We start from the raw sequence: 16,575 nt of genomic DNA, 5'->3' as shown, positions 1-16,575 counted from the left end.
CACGGCGTCCACGCCGGTCGGCGATCCGCGGCCGGGCCGCGAACTCCCCTCGTTCGGGTGGGGTTTGGGCATTGCCGTGGCGCCGCGCCCGTGCGGCGCACTACCGTCGCCGTATGACCGAGCTTGTCCGCCGTCGTCATGTGGACTACGGCTACATCGCCGGCGCGGGCTGTCCCGCCGGCCGCTGACCGCGCCCGCCTCCTCCGGCCGCACGGTCCGGGCGTCGAGGCCCGTACGCCTCCGCCCCGTGGTGCCCTCCCCTTCCCCGTTCGCATCCTTCCCTCAAGGGACACCCATGACCGCGTTCAACTCCGCCACCGAGCACTACCTCCACAACAACAGCGCCTACGCCTCCGGCTTCGAGGGCCCGTTGCCGCTGCCCCCGGCCCGCCGGACCGCCGTGCTCGCCTGCATGGACGCCCGACTGAACGTCTACGGCGTCCTCGGCCTGAACGAGGGCGACTCGCACGTGATCCGCAACGCCGGCGGCGTCGCGACCGACGACGCGATCCGCTCGCTGGCCATCAGCCAACGACTCCTCGGCACCGAGGAGATCATCCTCATCCACCACACCGACTGCGGCATGCTGACCTTCGGGGACGACGCCTTCCGGGAGTCGATCCGCGAGGAGACGGGCGTCAAGCCGCCGTGGGCCGCGGAGGCCTTCGCCGACCTGGAGACCGACGTGCGGCAGTCGATCGCGCGGATCACGAGCAGCCCGTTCGTCCCGAAGACGGACGCGGTGCGCGGCTTCGTCTTCGACGTGGCCACCGGCAAGCTCGCGGAGGTCGTGCTGTAGACCGTGCTCCGGGCCCTGCCCCAGGTCGTGGAGCCGGCGGTGCCGTGTCGTCGGTGGTGCCGTGTCGTCGGCCTGCCGGGCGGACGGGCCGGATCGAGCTGCCCGTGCAGGGCTCACCTCCCCGAAGCGGTGAGCCCTGCACGGGCCGGCCCCGTCCCCGCCGTCCCGGATCAGACCTGCTCGTCGTCCACCGCGCCGGGCGCCAACGGCGGTGCCGGGAAGGCGTGTCGGGCCTCGCCGCCGTCCCACCACACGCCGATCGCGAACACCGCCGCCGCCTCCAGCAGTGCCGCCCGCTCCAGTCCCCCGCAGCGGACGGCCGTACAGCCCATCGACGCGACGAGCTCGGTGACCAGTTCGGCCGCGGCCGGCGCGTCCGCGCAGAAGGGCACGGTGAGCGACACGCCCTCGAAGGCCGGGCGCGGCATGGTCCAGATGCTCTCGTGGCAGATGCCGAACACCTTGGCCACCCGGGCGCCGGGCGCCGCGGCCGCGAGCCGGACCGCCATGGAGTCGCCACCGCCGGCCGTGGTCAGGACCGGGCCGCCCGAGCCGGGGGCCATGGGCACGGTGCAGTCGAGGACGGTCCGGCCGGCCAGGTCCCCCGCAAGCCCTGCCACCACCCCGGCCGCGACCTCGGCGGGCAGGGCGACCAGCACCGCCTCGCCGAACCGTGCCGCGTCCGCCGGGCCGCCGCTGCCGACGGCCCGGATACGGGCGGCCGTCCTCGCTGCCGCGCCGGGGTTGCGCCCGCCCACCACGACCTCGTGTCCGGCCCGCACCCAGGCTCCGCCGAGGCCCGCCGCCATGGCGCCCGTTCCGAGAATGCCGATCCGCATACCGTGCTCCCCACCACTGTCCCGATGGCGGCCGACTGCCGCACCCCGGACCCTAGGCGGGCCGATACGCACCATCCGGTAGGCAATGGACCGGCAGGATGTGCGTATGGGAGACGCCGAGAGCCTGCGCAGCCTGCACGGACCGGTCGGGACCGTCGGAGTGGCCGGGACGGCCGGGGCTGTCGGGGCGGCCGGGCCTGAGGGACCGGACGACCTCGGTGGAGACGTGTTCGCGGCCGACTGCCGGGCCCGGATCGCCTTCGAGGTGATCGCCAACCGCTGGGACAGCGTGGTGGTCTACGTCCTCGGCGAGCAGGGTCCGATGCGCCCGCGCGCGATGCTCGCCCGGATCGGCGGGATCAGCCCGAAGGTGCTGAACGACGCGTTGCGGCGGCTGGAGTACAACGGGCTGGTCGAGCGCCGGCGCTACGCCGAGAGCCCGCCCCGGGTCGACTACACCCTGACGGCGGCCGGTGCGGCCCTGATCGGGCCGATCCGGGCGCTGGGCGCCTGGTCCGCCGTCCACGGCGACGCCGTCCTCGCGGCGCAGGAACGCTTCGCGACCGAGGATGCCGACCGCGCCGCCCGGCGCTCCCCGCCCGCGTGAGCCGACGACCCACGACCGGCCCACGACCGGCCCACGACGCCCCTGGGGCGTGAACCCCGCCCCGCACGCCCCCACCGCGCGCCTCACCCCAAGACGCGCGGCAGCATGACCCGCACCCATTCCTCGGGTTGCGACAGATGCGGAGCGTGACCGGCGCCGTGGTAGAGATGGCGTTCCGGCTTGGGCAGCGAGAGATCGATCAGGTCCAGCACCTCGCCGTACATCGGCTGGCTGTCGTCGCTCTGGGTGAGCAGCACGGGTTCGGTGAAGCGGTTCAGCGCCGTGAGGTCGAGGTCGAGCGCGTCGGGGTCGCGAAGCTCGTCCAGGTACGTGGGCGCGTTGCGGATGTACGTGTGCCGGACCGGCGCGGGCAGCTGCTCCCACGCCCCCGGGCCGAGGGCGATGGTGTCCACGTACAGCTCGGCCGCCGCGGCCGACTCCGCCTGCTCCAGCAGCTCCCGGACGGCGCTGATCCGCTCCGCGAAGGCCACCCCGATCGGACGAAGCTCGGGGTCGGCGAGCAGCACCCCGGTGGCGGGCGGTTCGTGCACGGCCACGCCGCGCAACAGGTCCGGCCGGGCGGCGGCCAGGCGGAGGGCGACGAGCGAACCGTAGGAGTCGCCGCAGACGTACGCGGGCGCGAGCCCGAGGCCCCGGATCAGGCCGGCCAGGTCGGCGGCGTCCTCGTAGACGGAGCCCTGGGTGAGGAGGTCCTCGCTGCGGCTGTGCCCGCGCCGGTCGTAGGCGACGACGGTCGTCTGCTCGGCGAGACCGGGCAGGACGCGCGCCCAGCTGTCGGCGTCGGTCCACGACCCGTGGACCAGGACCAGGCCGGGCCCGGCTCCCCGGGTCTCGTAGTACAGCGACACCCCGTTCACCCTGATCTCGGCCATCGCGAGCCTCCCGACCTCGGTCGTGCTCCAGCCCCGCCCCACCCCCCAGCGTGACACACCCGGTCGAACCGGTCAGATCAGCGGACCGAAGACCCCGCGTTCCCAGTGGCCGAGCCAGGACGCGGTCACGGAGTGCTGCGTCTGGCCGTCGGTCGACTCGTCGTACGGGAGGACGGCGGTGGGCGCGAACCAGCCCTCACCCGGGTCGATGCGCAGGCGCAGGACCCGCAGGGGGCGGCGGAGGGTGACGTAGAGGCCCAGGTCGGAGGTGGCGGGGCGGTGGCTCTCGTAGCGGTCGTGGACGGTGCGGCAGACGGACTTGATGTCGGTGTCGGCGAGGAGGACGTACCGGCTGCCGGGGCCGAGGTTGACGCAGAGGCGTCGACGGGCGGTCTCGCGGTCGGCGTACGCGAGGCTCTGGTGGTTGTCGACGTGGAGGCCGGGACGGAGGCCGGAGTCGGGGCTGACGTGGGTGACGGGCAGGCCGGGGGCGTCGCAGGTCTCACCGAGGGTGACGGGGAAGGGGTCGCCCAGCCCGTACACCAGGGTGGCGAGGGTGCGGATGTCGACGACCGAGTCGGGGAGCCGGAAGAGTTCGACCAGCCCGCCGTCCCGGGTGAGGAGGCCGGGCGCGAACCGCTCGGGGTAGCCGGCCGGAAGCGGTTCCCAGGCGCCGTCGGGGAGGACGACGGAGCTCTCGTACCCGGGCTGGAAGGTGAGGCGCCGGACGCCGGCGATCTCGCAGCGCGCGTGGAGGCGGCCGGGGTCCTGGAAAGCGATGGCAGCGGGGTGCATGGGGCGGGTGTCACTCCCTGTCGTGGCGGCGGGTGTCGAGGAAGTCGTCGGACCAACGGGTCTCCCGGTTCACGGCAGTGGCGAACGTCATCCACCGGATGAGGCCGGCGGAGGGCGGATCGACGAGGGAGAAGGCGAGGGAGGAGGCGAGGGACCCGAGCCCCGCGGCGGCGACCTCGACCGGGGCAGGCCGGTCACCGCTTCTGGACATGGGGTCAACTCCGGATCTCCGGAGATGGATTGACTCGCTCGTCGAGCAGGACCCGCACCCACACCCGCTTGCCGACCCCCCGCCTGATCACGACACCGAAGCCGAAGGCGAGCCGACGGACCATCGATCGCCGGACGCTCGGTCAGAAGCATTCTCATACAGTCACGTTGAGTGTGGGTCTCCTTGATTCGAAAACACAACAGAAAGCCGAAGAAAATAGGTGGATCTTGAGGGCGCTTGAGTGCCGCCGCAGAACAGAGCAAGACTGTTCATCAACATCCGAAGGGAGGGACCCACTTGACCACTGACCTCTCCGCGATCCGGCAGATCAGACTCGGCGACGAACTGCGAGCCCTACGACTGGATCAGAACAAGAAGCTCCTGGAGGTGACGCGCGGACTGAAGGGCTGGAGCGCCGCCAGGCTCAGCAAGATGGAGCGAGCCGACCAGCCTGTCGGTCCCCAGGACCTCGCCACACTCCTTGACTACTACGGAGTCGGAGGAGCGGACCGCGAGTACTACGAGAACCTCCTCGGCAGCGGCCCGCCCAAGCAGTGGTGGCGCAACCTCGACTTCGCGAACTCCATCACGGCAGCCTTCGCCGAGTACCTGGCACTCGAGGCCGACGCCTCGCACATGCTGGAGTACTTCCCATCCGCCTTTCCAGGGCTTGTCCAGACTGAAAGCTACGCGCGGGAGATGATCGCCGCCGGCCTCAGCGCACCCAATGACGAGCAGATCGAGACCGCAGCCGAAGTTCGAATGATGCGGCAGCGTCGCCTGGCCGACGAGAATCCGCTCGATCTGGAGACCTACTTCGGGGAGGTCACGCTCCTGGTCGCAGGCGACCGAGACACGCTCATCGCGCAGATCCGCCACACCATCGAGGTTGCGCAGCGTCCGAACGTCACGATCCGGATGGTCCCTCTGAGCGCCGGACGCCAGGGGATCCTGACTTCAGGACTCGTACTCATGAGATTCCCCGACGACCTCGAAAATGGCTTCGTATTCATCGAAGCCGTCGGCGGTACGCTCCCGCGTAGAACGGGACGCGATGTACGCCGTGCCGAACGGGCCTTTGCCCGCGTCAAGGCGTGCGCGCTGTCACCGGAGGAGACCATCGCCGCACTTGAGCGCAGGCTGGAAGAGATCACGTGAGCGAGAAGCACGACCCGTACGACCACAACCCCGCCGACGCCGTTTGGACAAAGTCCCCGTTCTCCGGCGACGACAACGGCTCCTGCGTGATCATCGCCCGCTTCCCCAACGGCGATGTCTGGCTCGGCGACGACAAGAACCCCGACCGCCCCCACCTTGCCTTCGACCAGGCCGAGTGGGCCGCCTTCGCCAAGGCCATCACGAGCGGCTCCCCCGACTTCACCGCCTGACCGACGACCGAAGGCCCTACCCACCCCGGCAGGGCCTTCGGCGGCGCCGGCCCCTGCCCCGACCCAACCTGCGCCGACTCAACCGACGCCGAAGGAGGCGACGACGCGGGCCGGGGCACGGAAGGCGTTGCCGTCGACGGGGGAACCCTCGACCGTGAACGTGACCGCCGTACCCGGGCCCGGCCTGTCGTACCGCCAGGCCGGCCCCCTGAGGGCCGGGCCGCAGAGCCCCTCGGGCAGCTCGCGTTCGTCCGGCCCCAGACCGTACGAACTTCCGCCGTCGCCCCTGTCGAACAGGGACGTCCCCTTCGTGACGAACCCCGCACGGCGCAGGTGGTCCGGCATCCGGTCACTCAGGAAGGAGACTCGGGCGACGCCGGCCCTGGTGAAGTAGTGGATGTCCGAGGCGTCGGCGGGGAGCGCCGTTCCCCCGGCCGAGATGACCGGCGGCAGCATGGTGTCACTGCCCTTGCACGCCCGGGTGTCCCCGAACGGGTGGAACAACTGGTCCTGGAGCACCCAGACGACGCCTCCCGCCACCAACCCGACGACGGCCACCACGAACGCCAGGCACGACAGCGGCCCCACCCGCCCGGAGGCCGGACGGGGCACGTCCTCCGCGAACTCCGACCAGGCCCCCTCCTCGTCGAGCCCCTCCGGATCGGGCAGAAACCCCGGATCCTCCCCGCCCTCGGACCGCATCAACTCCCCCTCCGTACACGTCCGTCCGCAGCATAGTCCGGACCGACGCGCACCCGGCGGGAACCCCCGGAACGCGCCACGCACTCCCCCCGCGCACGGGAAGTCGGACCCGCCGACTTCCCGTGCCGGCCGAGTCCCTACGCGTGGTGGGTGATCTGGATCAGGTTGCCGCAGGTGTCGTCGAGGACCGCGACGGTGACCGGCCCCATCTCCTGCGGCTCCTGGGTGAACCGCACCCCGAGCGCGCGCAGGCGCTCGAACTCCGCGGGCACGTCCTCGACCGCGAACGAGGCGGCCGGGATGCCGTCCCTCACCAGCGCGGTCTTGTACGGCTTCACGGCGGGGTGGCCGTCGGGCTCCAGCAGCAGTTCGGTCCCGTCCGGGTCCTCCGGCGAGACGACGGTCAGCCAGCGGTCCGCACCCACGGGGACCTCGGTCTTCTTCACGAAGCCCAGCGCGTCCGTGTAGAAGCGCAGGGCCTTGTCCTGGTCGTCGACGAAGACGCTGGTCAGGTGGATCCTCATGGGGTTCTCCGGGACATCGGGCCTGAGCCACCGCGTCACGGCGCACCCAGGGAGGCTTAGGCGTTCCGACCATGAAACCGGGTGTCCCGGCCCCGCCCGGCCAACGACACGGGCCGCCCCGGCCGGCGACGCGATCTCCCCGCCGCACCGGCCCGCGCCACTTGATCGCGTACTGCCCAAAGGGGCATACCTAACGTTCGGTCGGGCAGCGGGCCATCCCGACGCCGAGTCGGCGACATGCTGCCGCAATGCCCCGTTCACGTTTCCGCGGGCTGCGGGCGCAGCGTCTCCGACCAGCGCTGTCGCGTGCACCTCACGTCGCAACAACCACCCCCATCGACAGAATCCGCCCGAATCGGACCATCTCCCCCATTCCGCCACCAACCAGATTCCGGCGAACTTCAAACATGCAGCCTCGCGGCAATCGGCAGATGGAACCGACCACTTGACGCTAAATCCCGACGAAGATTCACTTCTGGGCGACGGGAAGCGGGCCTCGGATTCCACGGGATCCGCAGGGCTTTCCACCGCGACCCGTCGAGCACCGTTCCATGAATCGCCCGGTTCGCCGGCTGTCGAAGGGATTTTCCATGAAGCTCGTGCATTTCGTGAGGAAGGCCATGCCGGAGAAGAGCCTGAAGGCCTACGCCTGGTACCGCTGGATCTGACCGTTCGGCCCCCCTTCCTGATTCGTGCCCGGCGGACTCGAACCCGCCGGGCACGATCCGTTCACGAGCCGGCCGCTCACCCCTGGAGTGCAACCGATGTCCCTGTCCAGCACGGGAAGAAACGCCCGGGTCACCGTCTTCGCACCGCGGATCGAAGAACTCCTCCGCACGCACCGCGGGGCGGACCTCTTCCGCCTGGAGCGCGACACCGTCGGGGTCGCCGGCGCCGACCTGTTGGACGGCCTGCTCCGCGCCAGGCCGGCCAACCCCGAGGAGCGGCCCACCTTCAAGCCCGTCCTGGGGAGGCAGATCGGCCGGACGGACGCGTCGGCCCTCATGCAGGCCGTGTCGTCCGACGTCCGGGCCGCGCTGAAGAAGCCCCTGGACGAGACGGACGACCTCACGGGGAGGTGGCCGCACGCCCCCCACGTCCACCTCCGGGACCTCGTCTTCGGTCGGGAGAGCCTGCGTTTCAGAATCCTCGTGGACCGAAAGCTGGAACTCACGCCCAAACTGACCTGGATGGCCGTCGCGGCGGGCACCGCCATGCTCGGAAAGCCCGGGACGGAAATCCCGCTCTCCCATCTGGCGGCCCGGGTGATGGAGGCCGATTCGTACGCCGACCGGCGCTACGCCATGTATTTGTACCGGCGGGTCGCCGCTCCGATCTGCTTCACCGTGGCGGCACTCGTCACGAACGCGGTCTGGCTGGGTTCCCCGTTCGACGACGACGTACCGAACCGGGACATCCTGTGGGAGACGCTGCGGCTGCTGCCCCCCTCCTGGAACATTCTCCGGGTGGCCTCCCCCGAGTTCCACGCCCTGGACGACCGGATCGGGGTGCGGGACGACATCCTGATGCTCCCGCTGCTGAGTCACCGCGACCCCCGACTCTGGGACGCCCCCGACGAGTTCCGCCCGCAGCGGTGGGCCGAGCTCGACCCCGAGAGCCACCCCGGGTACCTCCCGTTCGGGCACGCCAACGAGCGCTGCTGGGGGCGGCACATGGTGCTGCCGCTGGCGGAACGCCTCCTCGACATCGTCCGCCGCGACGGGCTCGTGGTGAGCCCCGACCAGACCGTCGGGAAGGTCGAACTGGACGGCCTGCTGGAGGTCTCCGGCGTCCGGATGGTCCGCCGCTGACCCGGTCCGGACCTGATCCGATCCGATCCCCGGTCCTGCGCCGGGGCGCCACCCGGCCGACCGTGAACTCCCGCCCCTCCGGCCCGTCCTGCCCCGGGCCGCACGCCGAAGGCGCACCCCGAGGCTTCGCACCAGGACTGCGCACCGGGACTGCGCACGGGACTGCGCACGGGACTGCGCACGGGACTGCGCGCCGGATCGCGGGCCACGCACGCCGGGCCAGGGGTTACCAACGTCCGCACACGCTCGTTTCCCGGGGTGTGAAGACCCGAGCCTCCGCCTCCGCCGCCGTCGCGGCCGTCCTGCTGTCCGTAGGCCTCACCGCTGCCGCCGTGACCGCGACGACGACCGCGACCGCCGCCGAAGTCGACACCGGAGCCGCCGCCGCAGCCGATGTCGAAGCCGTCACCAGCCTCCGTCTGACCGTCACCCACGGCGCGACCCCCGTCGCCGGCACCCCGCGCCTCGCCACCCTGGAGTGCCCGCCCGGCAGCGCCACCACCCATCCGGACCCGGCCACGGCGTGCCGCCTCGTCGACGCGGTCGACGGCGATCTCGACCGCCTCGACGTCGACCCCGGCATCTGCACCGCCGAGTACGACCCGTACACCGTCACCGCCTCCGGCACGTACCGGGGCCGGCCGCTCTCCTTCCGGCGCACCTACGGCAACCGTTGCACCCTGGCCCACACCACCGGCGCCGTCTTCGCCTTCTGACCCGGCGGGCGGACCCTCCCTCGACGGCCCCGGCCCACGCCCGCCACGGGCGGGGCCGGGGCCGCCGCACGTCTCCCCCGGCCCCGGACCGAACCCGCCCCGGCCCCTCCGCCGGGCCCCTCCGTCCCCCGGGACCGCGTCACCCACCTGCGGATCCTTGCTTCGCCTGCTATCTTGCTGTGCATGGTACCTGGTATGACAGACCCTGACGGGGCCGGCGCAGCCGACGGGTCGGTGGCCACCCAGCTGCGCAAGGGAGTGCTGGAGTACTGCGTGCTGGCCCTGCTCCGGGACGGCCCGCGCTACGGCGTCGAGCTGCTCCAGGAGCTCGGCCGGTTCCCGATGCTGGCGACCAGCCAGGGCACGATCTACCCCCTGCTGTCCCGGCTGCGCCGCACCGGCCTGGCCGACACCTTCCTCCGCGACTCGGCCACCGGCCCGTCGCGCCGCTACTACACCCTCACCCCCGCCGGCCGGAGCGCGCTGGAGGAGTTCGCCACCCTGTGGCCCGACTTCCGCACGGCCGTCGACCACGTCCTCACCCCGGGAGAGCAGTCATGAACACCCCGATGGAGCACCCGCTGGTCCTGGCCTACCTCGACGAGATCACCCGCCGCACCAGCGCGTTGCCCGCCGAGCGCCGCCGCGAACTCCTGGCCGACCTGCGCGAGCACGTCGAGGTCGCGCTCGCCGAGCACGGCCACGGCCACGGCCCCGTCGACGACGGTGCGGTGCGGCAGGTCCTCGACCGGCTGGGCCGCCCGCAGGAGGTGGCCGGCGCCGCTCTCGCCGAGGAGGGCCAGGGGCGGCCCGAGCCGGAGAGCGCCGTCCGCACCCACCTCACGCTCGGCCTCGTCCTCCTCTCGCTGCCGCTGCTGGTCGTCCCGGCCGTCGGGCCCGTCCTCGCGACGGCTGCCGCCGTCACCGCCCTGGTCAGGATCTGGCGGTCCCCCCAGTGGGACCGCCGGGAGAAGAGGCAGGCGACCCTGCTGCTGCTCTCACCGGTCCTGGTCACGCCCCTGGTCGCGGGCGCCCTCTCGATGTCCTCGATCGGCCTGGGCCCGCTCGCCGTCCTCGCCGCCTGCCTGGTCGGCGCCTGCCTGCCCGGCATCGCCGTGATCCGGCTGGCCCGCTCCGCCGCCCTCCTCCGCGCCGACACCGGCCGAAGCGGCGGCGGCAGCAGCGGCAGTGCCGTGACCGTCTGACCCCCGGCCGCCCCACCACCGCTGCCGCGCCCGCCCGCCGACGCGGCCCCCGCGGGCGAACCGGTGCAGCCGGTGGACGCGGACGACGTGGTCATCGGCGCGGCGGAGCTCGGTCAGGTCGTCCGGCACGGCACCGACCGGGCCACCGGCCGAACCGCCCGGGGGCGCGGCCCTTCAGGACCCGCCCGACTGCCGCCGCGATCACGGCCTGTGGAATGCTCTTCCCTTCCACCACACCGGGGACAGGGGAGGCCATGGCGGTAGCGGAGCTTCTGCAGGACCACGACGAGCGGGCGTGGCGGAACGCCCACCGCCGCCACCGCTGGGGCGTGAACCTCCTCGGGGTACTGGCGGTCGTCGGGTGGATCTGGGCGATCGGCCTCGCCTTCCTTCCGGTCGCGGCGGGCAGTAGCAGCTCGACCGGCTGCGGGTCGCCGGCGCTCGTCGACGACTCCCCGCGCACCTACTCCCGCGAGCGCTGCGCCCGCGTCATCGACGGGCGCATCCGCGGGGCGGTCGGCCTCACGGTCCTGACGGTCCCGCTCTCCGCGGCGTGGATCTGGGGCGCGGCCACCCTCCGCCTCCAGCGCCTCGCGGACACGGCCACCGCCGAGCGGTAGCCCCGGGGACGACAGGGCCCGGCGGGACAGGGCACAGCACCGGCACCGGCACCGGCACCGGCACCGGATTTCCCCGACGCCGCGGCGGCTGCGAGGCTGGACCCGATCCCCCCGCCACCGGCCGACCGTTTCCCCACAGGAGCAGCGACGTGCACGACCTTTCGTACGACGACATCAAGTCCGCCGCCGACCGGATCGCGGGGCACGTGCGCCCGGTCGCGATAGCCCCGGGGCCGGACGGGGTGTGGCTGGCGCTGGAGCACCTCCAGCACACCGGCTCGTTCAAGGCGCGGGGCGCGCAGAACTTCCTCCGGGCCCACCGCGAGGCCGGCACCCTCCCCGACGCGGGGGTCACCATCGCCTCCGGCGGCAACGCCGGCCTGGCCTGCGCCTGGTCCGCCCTCCGCCAGGGCGTGCGGGCCACCGTCTTCCTGCCCGCCAACGCGCCGCGCGTGAAGGTCGCCCGGCTCCGCTCGTACGAGGCCGACGTCCGGCTCGTCGGTACGGAGTACGCCGAGGCGCTGGCGGCCTGCGAGGAGTTCGCCGCCGCCTCGGGTGCGCTCGCCAGCCACGCCTACGACCACCCGCTGATCGCCGCCGGGGCGGGCACGCTGATGGAGGAGATCAAGCAGCGGATCCCGGACCTGGACACGGTGGTGGTCGCGGTCGGCGGCGGCGGGCTATTCGCCGGGGTGGCGACCGCCGCCCGGCAGCACGGCGTCCGCACCGTGGCGGTCGAGCCGGAGAACTGCCGCGCGCTGGACGCCGCGATCGCGGCCGGCGCGCCGGTGGACGTCACCGTCGACTCGGTCGCCTCCGACTCGCTCGGCGCCCGCCGCGCCACCTCCCTGGCCGTGCAGGCCGCCCGCCGGGGCGACGTCCGCCCGGTGCTCGTGCCGGACGGCGGGATCGTCCGGGCCCGCCGGGCCCTGTGGGACGACCACCGCCTCGCGGTCGAGCACGCCGCCGCCACCGCGCTCGCGGCCCTGCCCGCCGCCTCCGACCCGGCCGCCGGCCCCGGCACCGCCGCCTACCGGCCCGAGGACGGCGAGAAGGTCTGCGTCATCCTCTGCGGCGCCAACACCGACCTCCGCACCCTCACCGACGACGAGCGGGACGGGACCGACGGTCCGGTCACGTAGCAACGCCTGTCCGGCAGTTCACGTCGGATCGGCACGCGGGGCCGAGGGGTGTGCGCCCGGACGGGGCGGGTGCGCACCCCTCCCCCCTGTCGCCTTCCGGAAAATTTAGGTAAGCCTTGCCTATGTTCTCTAGGATGCGATCCATGAAGAAGATCATCCGCACGTTAGCGGCCGTCACCGTCGGCCTGATCCTGGCCGCCCCCGGTGTCGTCGCGGCCCCGGCCACCGCCGCCACCGGCCCGTCGGAGAGCCCGGCCGGAAGCCCGGCCCGGCTCGAACTCCCGCGCCCCACCGGCGACCTCGCCGTCGGACGGGACACCCTCCACCTGGTCGACCGGAGCCGCAAGGACCCCTGGGTACCCACCGAGGACCGGGAGCTGATGCTGTCGCTCTACTACCCGGCGGTCGCCCGCACCGGATCCCCCGCCCCCTACATGGCCGTCGCCGAGGCCAAGGCCCTGCTCACCGACCGGGGACAGCTCGGCGAGTACACCACCCCCGAGCGCGTGGCCGCGACCCGCACCCACGCCCGCACCGACGCGGTGCCCCGGATCTCCGCCCACCGCTACCCGCTGGTCGTGCTCTCCCCCGGTTTCACCATGCCGCGCGCCGCACTGACCAGCCTGGCCGAGGACCTCGCGAGCCGCGGCTACGTGGTGGCCGCGGTCGACCACGCCTACGAGTCGGACGGCACCGTCTTCCCGGGCGGACGGGTACTCACCTGCAAGGCGTGCGAGCAGGTGTTCCCCGACGGCTCGCTGCACCGGGTGTCCGACGGCCGGGCCCGCGACGCCTCCTTCGTCCTGGACCGGCTGACCGGCCCGCACCCGGCGTGGCGGTACTCCTGGCTGATCGACGCCCGGCACATCGGCATGGCCGGTCACTCCATCGGCGGCGCGGCGGCCTCGGCCACCATGGCCACGGACCCGCGGGTGGACGCGGGCGTGAACATGGACGGGACGTTCTTCACCCCGGTCCCCGAGGCGGGCCTCGGCGCTCGCCCCTTCCTGATGCTCGCCGGTGACCCCGCCCTGCTGCCGCCGGACTTCCCCGACACGTCCTGGGAGGACACCTGGCCCCGGCTGGACGGCTGGAAGCGCTGGCTGACCGTCACCGGGGCGGGCCATCCCGCCTTCACCGACTGGCCGGTGCTCGGCGACTCGGCCGGCTACCCGCACCCGGAGACCCCGCTCTCGGGCACCCGCTCGCACCAGATCACCCGGGGCTACGTCGGCGCGTTCTTCGACCTGCACCTGCGCGGCCTCGCGTCGCCCCGGCTGGACGGCCCGACCGCGGCCGACCCGGAGGTCGTGTTCCACCGCCCCTGAGGCACGGGCCTGGGGTGCCTGCCTGCGGCGGGCACCCCAGGCCGGAGGAACAGGGCGCCCCTCCGGGGCCTGCTGGAACGGGCCGTCGCCTCCCCGTGAGCCTCGCGCGGGTGAGGGGCAGCTCCGGGCCCGACGCCTGCGCCCGGCCCGGCGGCCGGGTCACTCCCCGTCGCCTCCGTCACCGCCCCGGTCGGCCGTGATCCCCCTCCCGCCCCGCCGCCGGTTCCGCCCGGACCGGCGCACCAACTCACCGGCGCCGAGCGTCACGGCGGCCACCCGACGCGCCCAGCGAGGCCCGCCGCGCTCCGCCCACACCACGCACGCGCACCCGCCGACGACCACCACCAGGATCCCCAGCAGCACCAGACCGATCATGCCTTCCCACCTTCGTACTCGCACGGTGCCGGCGATACTCCCAGACCGCGGCGGAAACGCCTCACGCTTCCGGCCGCGTCTTCCCGTTCCGCGACTCGGCCACGCCCGCCAACCCCGCCGCACCCGTCCGCGCCTCATCCGCCACATCCGCCTCGCCTGCCGCGCCGGTCAACCCGTCGCCCAGCGCGCTGCGGCGGTAGAGCACCTGGCGGCCGTCGCGGGCACGGGTCAGCAGGCCCGTGGCGTGCAGGACGCGGAGGTGCTGGGAGACGGCGCTCGGGGTGACCCGGAGGCGGCGGGCGATCTCGACGGTGGGCAGGGGCTCGTCCAGGAGGCCGAGCAGCCGGGCCTTGGGCGCGCCGAGGAGCGCCACCAGCGCGGCGGAGTCCGGGGCCGGCGGCCGGAGCCAGAGCGTCGCCACGCCCCGGCTCGGGTAGGCGAGCGTCGGCGCCTCGTCCGGACCGACCGGGGGCGCCGGCTTGTGGGCGAAGACGGACGGCACGAGGAGCAGACCGCGGCCGGACGCGGCGACGTGGTGGTGGCTGATCATGTCGGCGATGTGCAGGGCCCCTTCGTGCCACCGCAGGTTCGGGTGCATGTCGGCGAAGAGCAGCCTGGCCCCGCCGAGGGCGAGCCGGCGCGCGCGGTAGGTCATGTCGGCCTCCAGCACCAGCCGCATCTGCGGCCACACCGGCCGGACGGCGATCTCCCAGTACCGGCCGAGGAGTTCGCAGATGTCGTCGCGGAGGCCGGCGACCGGCGCGTCGGCGGCGTCGCCGGCGGCCGCGAGCAGGGGCGCGGGCAGCGGGTCCGGTGCGTGGGTGGCCAGCAGGTCGCGGCGGACCACCTCGGGGGCGGTCCGGCGGACGGCGGCCAGTTCGTCCTCGAAGGCCGGGGCGAAGACCACCGGGCGCGGCGTCAGGAAGTCCGGCACGGTGCGCCGCACGGCGACCAGGGAGAGCAGCAGACGGGTGTCGAGCGCGCCGAGGCGGCCGAGGACGGCCCGCCGCCACGGCAGGTGCAGCGCGGAGAGCCCCGGCTCGCGCAGGACCCGGAGGCTGAGCACGGTCTCGTGCAGGGGCGAGAGCGCGAAACGGGTGTCCGCGAGATCCTCGACGCCCAACCCGAAGCTGATCATTGAGCCCCACGCTACATCGGTTGGCGGCGGCGCGGGGATGCCGTGCACTTCGGGTATGACACACCTGGCAACCCGGACGCAGCGCCCCAACGCCCCGCTCGGGGCGGTGGTTTGAGGTGAGCCGCCGGCTTCTCCTGCTCCTGTCGCTGACCTGCGCCGTCGGCGTGGGCACCCTCTACTTCCCGCAGGCGATCACCCCGTTGGTCGCCGACGGCCTGGGCGAGCCGACCGACGCCGCCGCCCTCGTGGTGACCGCCACCCAGATCGGTTACACGGTCGGGATCTTCCTGCTGGTCCCGCTCGGCGACCGGCTCCCGAACCGGTCGCTCCTCGTCACCCTGCTCGGCCTCACCGGCATCGCCCTGCTCGCCGCCGGCTGCGCCCCGGTCCTCCCCGCACTCGTCGCCCTGAGCGCCGTCATCGGCGTCACCACGGTGGCCGCGCAGATCATCTCGCCGATGGCGGCCGGACTGGTGCCCGCCGACCGGCGCGGGTCGGTCGTCGGCACCCTGATGAGCGGGTCGATCGGCGGCATGCTGCTGGCCCGCACCTTCGGCGGGACGCTCGGCGAGTGGCTGGGCTGGCGCGCCCCGTACCTGGCGGCCGGCACCGTGGTCCTGCTCCTCGCCGCCGTCCTGGCCCGCGTCCTGCCGGCCGGAGCCGCCCCGCCGGCCCCGCACCGGCCGTACCCCGCGCTGCTGGCCGAACCGCTGCGCCTGCTGCGCACCGAACCGGAGCTGCGCCGCTCGTGCTTCTACCAGGCCACGGTCTTCGCGGGGTTCTCGGCCGCCTGGACGTGCCTGCCGCTGCTGCTCACCGGCCCGGCGTACGGGCTCGGCGCCCAGGCGGTGGGCCTGCTCGCCCTGGTCGGTGCGGCGACCATGGTCTGCACCCCGCTCGCCGGGCGTCTGGCGGACCGTCGGGGGCCGGACCCGGTGAACCTGGTCTGCCTGGTCGGGACCCTCGCCTCCGCCGGGGTGCTCGCCGCGGGCGGGTGGGGCGGCGCGGCGGGCATGACGGCCCTGGTGGTCGGCACGCTGGTGCTGGACGTGGCGATGCAGTCGGGCATGGTGGCCAACAAGACCCGGGTGTACGCGCTCGATCCCGACGCCCGGGGCAGGCTCAACACCGCCTACATGAGCTGCGCCTACCTGGGCGGCAGCGCCGGGTCCTGGCTCGGGCTGCGTGCGCACGACCGGGCGGGCTGGCCGGGCGTGTGCACGCTCGTCGCGGTACTCGCGGCCCTCGCCCTGGCCCGTCACCTGCTGCCGCCGCGCCGGGACCGGACCTCGGCCGGGCGGGCCGCCGGCCCCGGAACCGCCGCCGGCGCGACCGCTCCGGCCGACGCCACGCCGACCCGGCCGGCCTGATCACGGCCGGGCACCTCCGTTCTCACCGGGTGGAACAGGGGGTTCCGCTCACGGAGGTTCCTGACAGACTGTGCCCCACATGCGCCCGACACCACGGGCCCGTACCCAGCGA

At 73.5% G+C, this 16,575-nt stretch carries 21 protein-coding genes; 13 read left to right on the top strand and 8 right to left on the bottom strand.

Going from position 1 to position 16,575, the window contains the following annotated elements; genetic code table 11:
• Window positions 1–295: 295 nt before the first annotated feature.
• Window positions 296–799, top strand: a complete 504-nt coding sequence (locus PUR56_RS04895; protein ID WP_329877400.1) for a beta-class carbonic anhydrase — start codon at window positions 296–298, stop codon at window positions 797–799.
• A gap of 170 nt (window positions 800–969) precedes the next feature.
• Here the strand turns inward: PUR56_RS04895 and PUR56_RS04890 are convergent, their stop codons facing one another.
• Entirely contained in the window at window positions 970–1,638 is a 669-nt protein-coding gene (locus tag PUR56_RS04890) for an NAD(P)-binding domain-containing protein (RefSeq protein ID WP_329947982.1), read from the bottom strand.
• A 106-nt stretch (window positions 1,639–1,744) separates the two neighbouring features.
• Between PUR56_RS04890 and PUR56_RS04885 the strand changes: the two genes are divergently transcribed.
• Window positions 1,745–2,245, top strand: a complete 501-nt coding sequence (locus PUR56_RS04885; RefSeq protein WP_329947981.1) for a winged helix-turn-helix transcriptional regulator — start codon at window positions 1,745–1,747, stop codon at window positions 2,243–2,245.
• A gap of 83 nt (window positions 2,246–2,328) precedes the next feature.
• Here the strand turns inward: PUR56_RS04885 and PUR56_RS04880 are convergent, their stop codons facing one another.
• The 3 genes from PUR56_RS04880 to PUR56_RS04870 all read right to left on the bottom strand — a co-directional run bounded on the left by PUR56_RS04880 (window position 2,329) and on the right by PUR56_RS04870 (window position 4,144).
• Complete coding sequence (locus PUR56_RS04880; RefSeq protein ID WP_329877394.1) at window positions 2,329–3,138, bottom strand: alpha/beta fold hydrolase; 810 nt, start codon at window positions 3,136–3,138, stop codon at window positions 2,329–2,331.
• A gap of 72 nt (window positions 3,139–3,210) precedes the next feature.
• A complete protein-coding gene (locus tag PUR56_RS04875) occupies window positions 3,211–3,933 on the bottom strand; it encodes a hypothetical protein (RefSeq protein ID WP_329877392.1) in 723 nt (240 codons plus the stop codon).
• Window positions 3,934–3,943: 10 nt separating this feature from the next.
• Window positions 3,944–4,144 carry a hypothetical protein gene (locus PUR56_RS04870; protein ID WP_329947980.1) on the bottom strand — a complete coding sequence of 67 codons (201 nt, stop codon included), beginning with the start codon at window positions 4,142–4,144 and terminating at the stop codon, window positions 3,944–3,946.
• 297 nt (window positions 4,145–4,441) lie between these two features.
• On the opposite strand from PUR56_RS04870, the gene PUR56_RS04865 reads away from it, so the two are divergent.
• Window positions 4,442–5,302, top strand: coding sequence for a helix-turn-helix domain-containing protein (locus tag PUR56_RS04865; protein WP_329947979.1), 861 nt, complete (start codon window positions 4,442–4,444; stop codon window positions 5,300–5,302).
• Window positions 5,299–5,532 carry a DUF397 domain-containing protein gene (locus PUR56_RS04860; RefSeq protein ID WP_329947978.1) on the top strand — a complete coding sequence of 78 codons (234 nt, stop codon included), beginning with the start codon at window positions 5,299–5,301 and terminating at the stop codon, window positions 5,530–5,532. The genes PUR56_RS04865 and PUR56_RS04860 overlap by 4 nt, the downstream gene beginning before the upstream one ends.
• Before the next feature lie 78 nt (window positions 5,533–5,610).
• On the opposite strand, the gene PUR56_RS04855 is transcribed toward PUR56_RS04860, so the two are convergent.
• A complete protein-coding gene (locus PUR56_RS04855) occupies window positions 5,611–6,234 on the bottom strand; it encodes a hypothetical protein (protein WP_329947998.1) in 624 nt (207 codons plus the stop codon).
• A gap of 137 nt (window positions 6,235–6,371) precedes the next feature.
• On the bottom strand, window positions 6,372–6,758 hold the full coding sequence (locus tag PUR56_RS04850) for a VOC family protein (RefSeq protein WP_329947977.1): 387 nt from the start codon (window positions 6,756–6,758) through the stop codon (window positions 6,372–6,374).
• Between the two features lie 551 nt (window positions 6,759–7,309).
• On the opposite strand from PUR56_RS04850, the gene PUR56_RS43285 reads away from it, so the two are divergent.
• The 8 genes from PUR56_RS43285 (at window position 7,310) to PUR56_RS04815 (ending at window position 13,580) form a co-directional block, all read left to right on the top strand.
• Entirely contained in the window at window positions 7,310–7,426 is a 117-nt protein-coding gene (locus tag PUR56_RS43285; protein WP_355405772.1) for a tryptorubin family RiPP precursor, read from the top strand.
• 96 nt (window positions 7,427–7,522) lie between these two features.
• Entirely contained in the window at window positions 7,523–8,569 is a 1,047-nt protein-coding gene (locus PUR56_RS04845; protein WP_329947976.1) for a cytochrome P450, read from the top strand.
• A gap of 260 nt (window positions 8,570–8,829) precedes the next feature.
• The gene (locus PUR56_RS04840) at window positions 8,830–9,285 is read left to right on the top strand and encodes an SSI family serine proteinase inhibitor (protein WP_329947975.1); all 456 of its coding nucleotides are present in this window, start codon (window positions 8,830–8,832) and stop codon (window positions 9,283–9,285) included.
• 195 nt (window positions 9,286–9,480) lie between these two features.
• A complete protein-coding gene (locus tag PUR56_RS04835; RefSeq protein WP_329877377.1) occupies window positions 9,481–9,846 on the top strand; it encodes a PadR family transcriptional regulator in 366 nt (121 codons plus the stop codon).
• Entirely contained in the window at window positions 9,843–10,490 is a 648-nt protein-coding gene (locus PUR56_RS04830; protein ID WP_329947974.1) for an HAAS signaling domain-containing protein, read from the top strand. The genes PUR56_RS04835 and PUR56_RS04830 overlap by 4 nt, the downstream gene beginning before the upstream one ends.
• A 254-nt stretch (window positions 10,491–10,744) precedes the next feature.
• Window positions 10,745–11,110: a hypothetical protein gene (locus PUR56_RS04825; RefSeq protein ID WP_329877372.1), complete on the top strand. Its 366-nt coding sequence runs from the start codon at window positions 10,745–10,747 to the stop codon at window positions 11,108–11,110.
• 149 nt (window positions 11,111–11,259) lie between these two features.
• Window positions 11,260–12,252, top strand: a complete 993-nt coding sequence (locus PUR56_RS04820) for a serine/threonine dehydratase (RefSeq protein WP_329947973.1) — start codon at window positions 11,260–11,262, stop codon at window positions 12,250–12,252.
• A 143-nt stretch (window positions 12,253–12,395) separates the two neighbouring features.
• Window positions 12,396–13,580 (top strand): alpha/beta hydrolase family protein, encoded by a 1,185-nt coding sequence (locus PUR56_RS04815; protein ID WP_329947972.1) that lies wholly within the window; start codon window positions 12,396–12,398, stop codon window positions 13,578–13,580.
• A 159-nt stretch (window positions 13,581–13,739) separates the two neighbouring features.
• On the opposite strand, the gene PUR56_RS04810 is transcribed toward PUR56_RS04815, so the two are convergent.
• Together PUR56_RS04810 and PUR56_RS04805 are read right to left on the bottom strand one after the other, a co-directional pair.
• Window positions 13,740–13,955 carry a hypothetical protein gene (locus PUR56_RS04810; protein ID WP_329947971.1) on the bottom strand — a complete coding sequence of 72 codons (216 nt, stop codon included), beginning with the start codon at window positions 13,953–13,955 and terminating at the stop codon, window positions 13,740–13,742.
• 61 nt (window positions 13,956–14,016) lie between these two features.
• Entirely contained in the window at window positions 14,017–15,093 is a 1,077-nt protein-coding gene (locus PUR56_RS04805; RefSeq protein ID WP_329947970.1) for an ArsR/SmtB family transcription factor, read from the bottom strand.
• A gap of 116 nt (window positions 15,094–15,209) precedes the next feature.
• On the opposite strand from PUR56_RS04805, the gene PUR56_RS04800 reads away from it, so the two are divergent.
• Window positions 15,210–16,463: an MFS transporter gene (locus PUR56_RS04800; RefSeq protein WP_329947969.1), complete on the top strand. Its 1,254-nt coding sequence runs from the start codon at window positions 15,210–15,212 to the stop codon at window positions 16,461–16,463.
• Window positions 16,464–16,575 lie beyond the last annotated feature (112 nt).

It is taken from the genome of Streptomyces sp. BE303 (assembly GCF_036290945.1).
Lineage (GTDB): Bacteria > Actinomycetota > Actinomycetes > Streptomycetales > Streptomycetaceae > Kitasatospora.
Note: the sequence above shows the minus strand (reverse complement) of the source record. Positions and strands in the feature narration are given on the sequence as shown.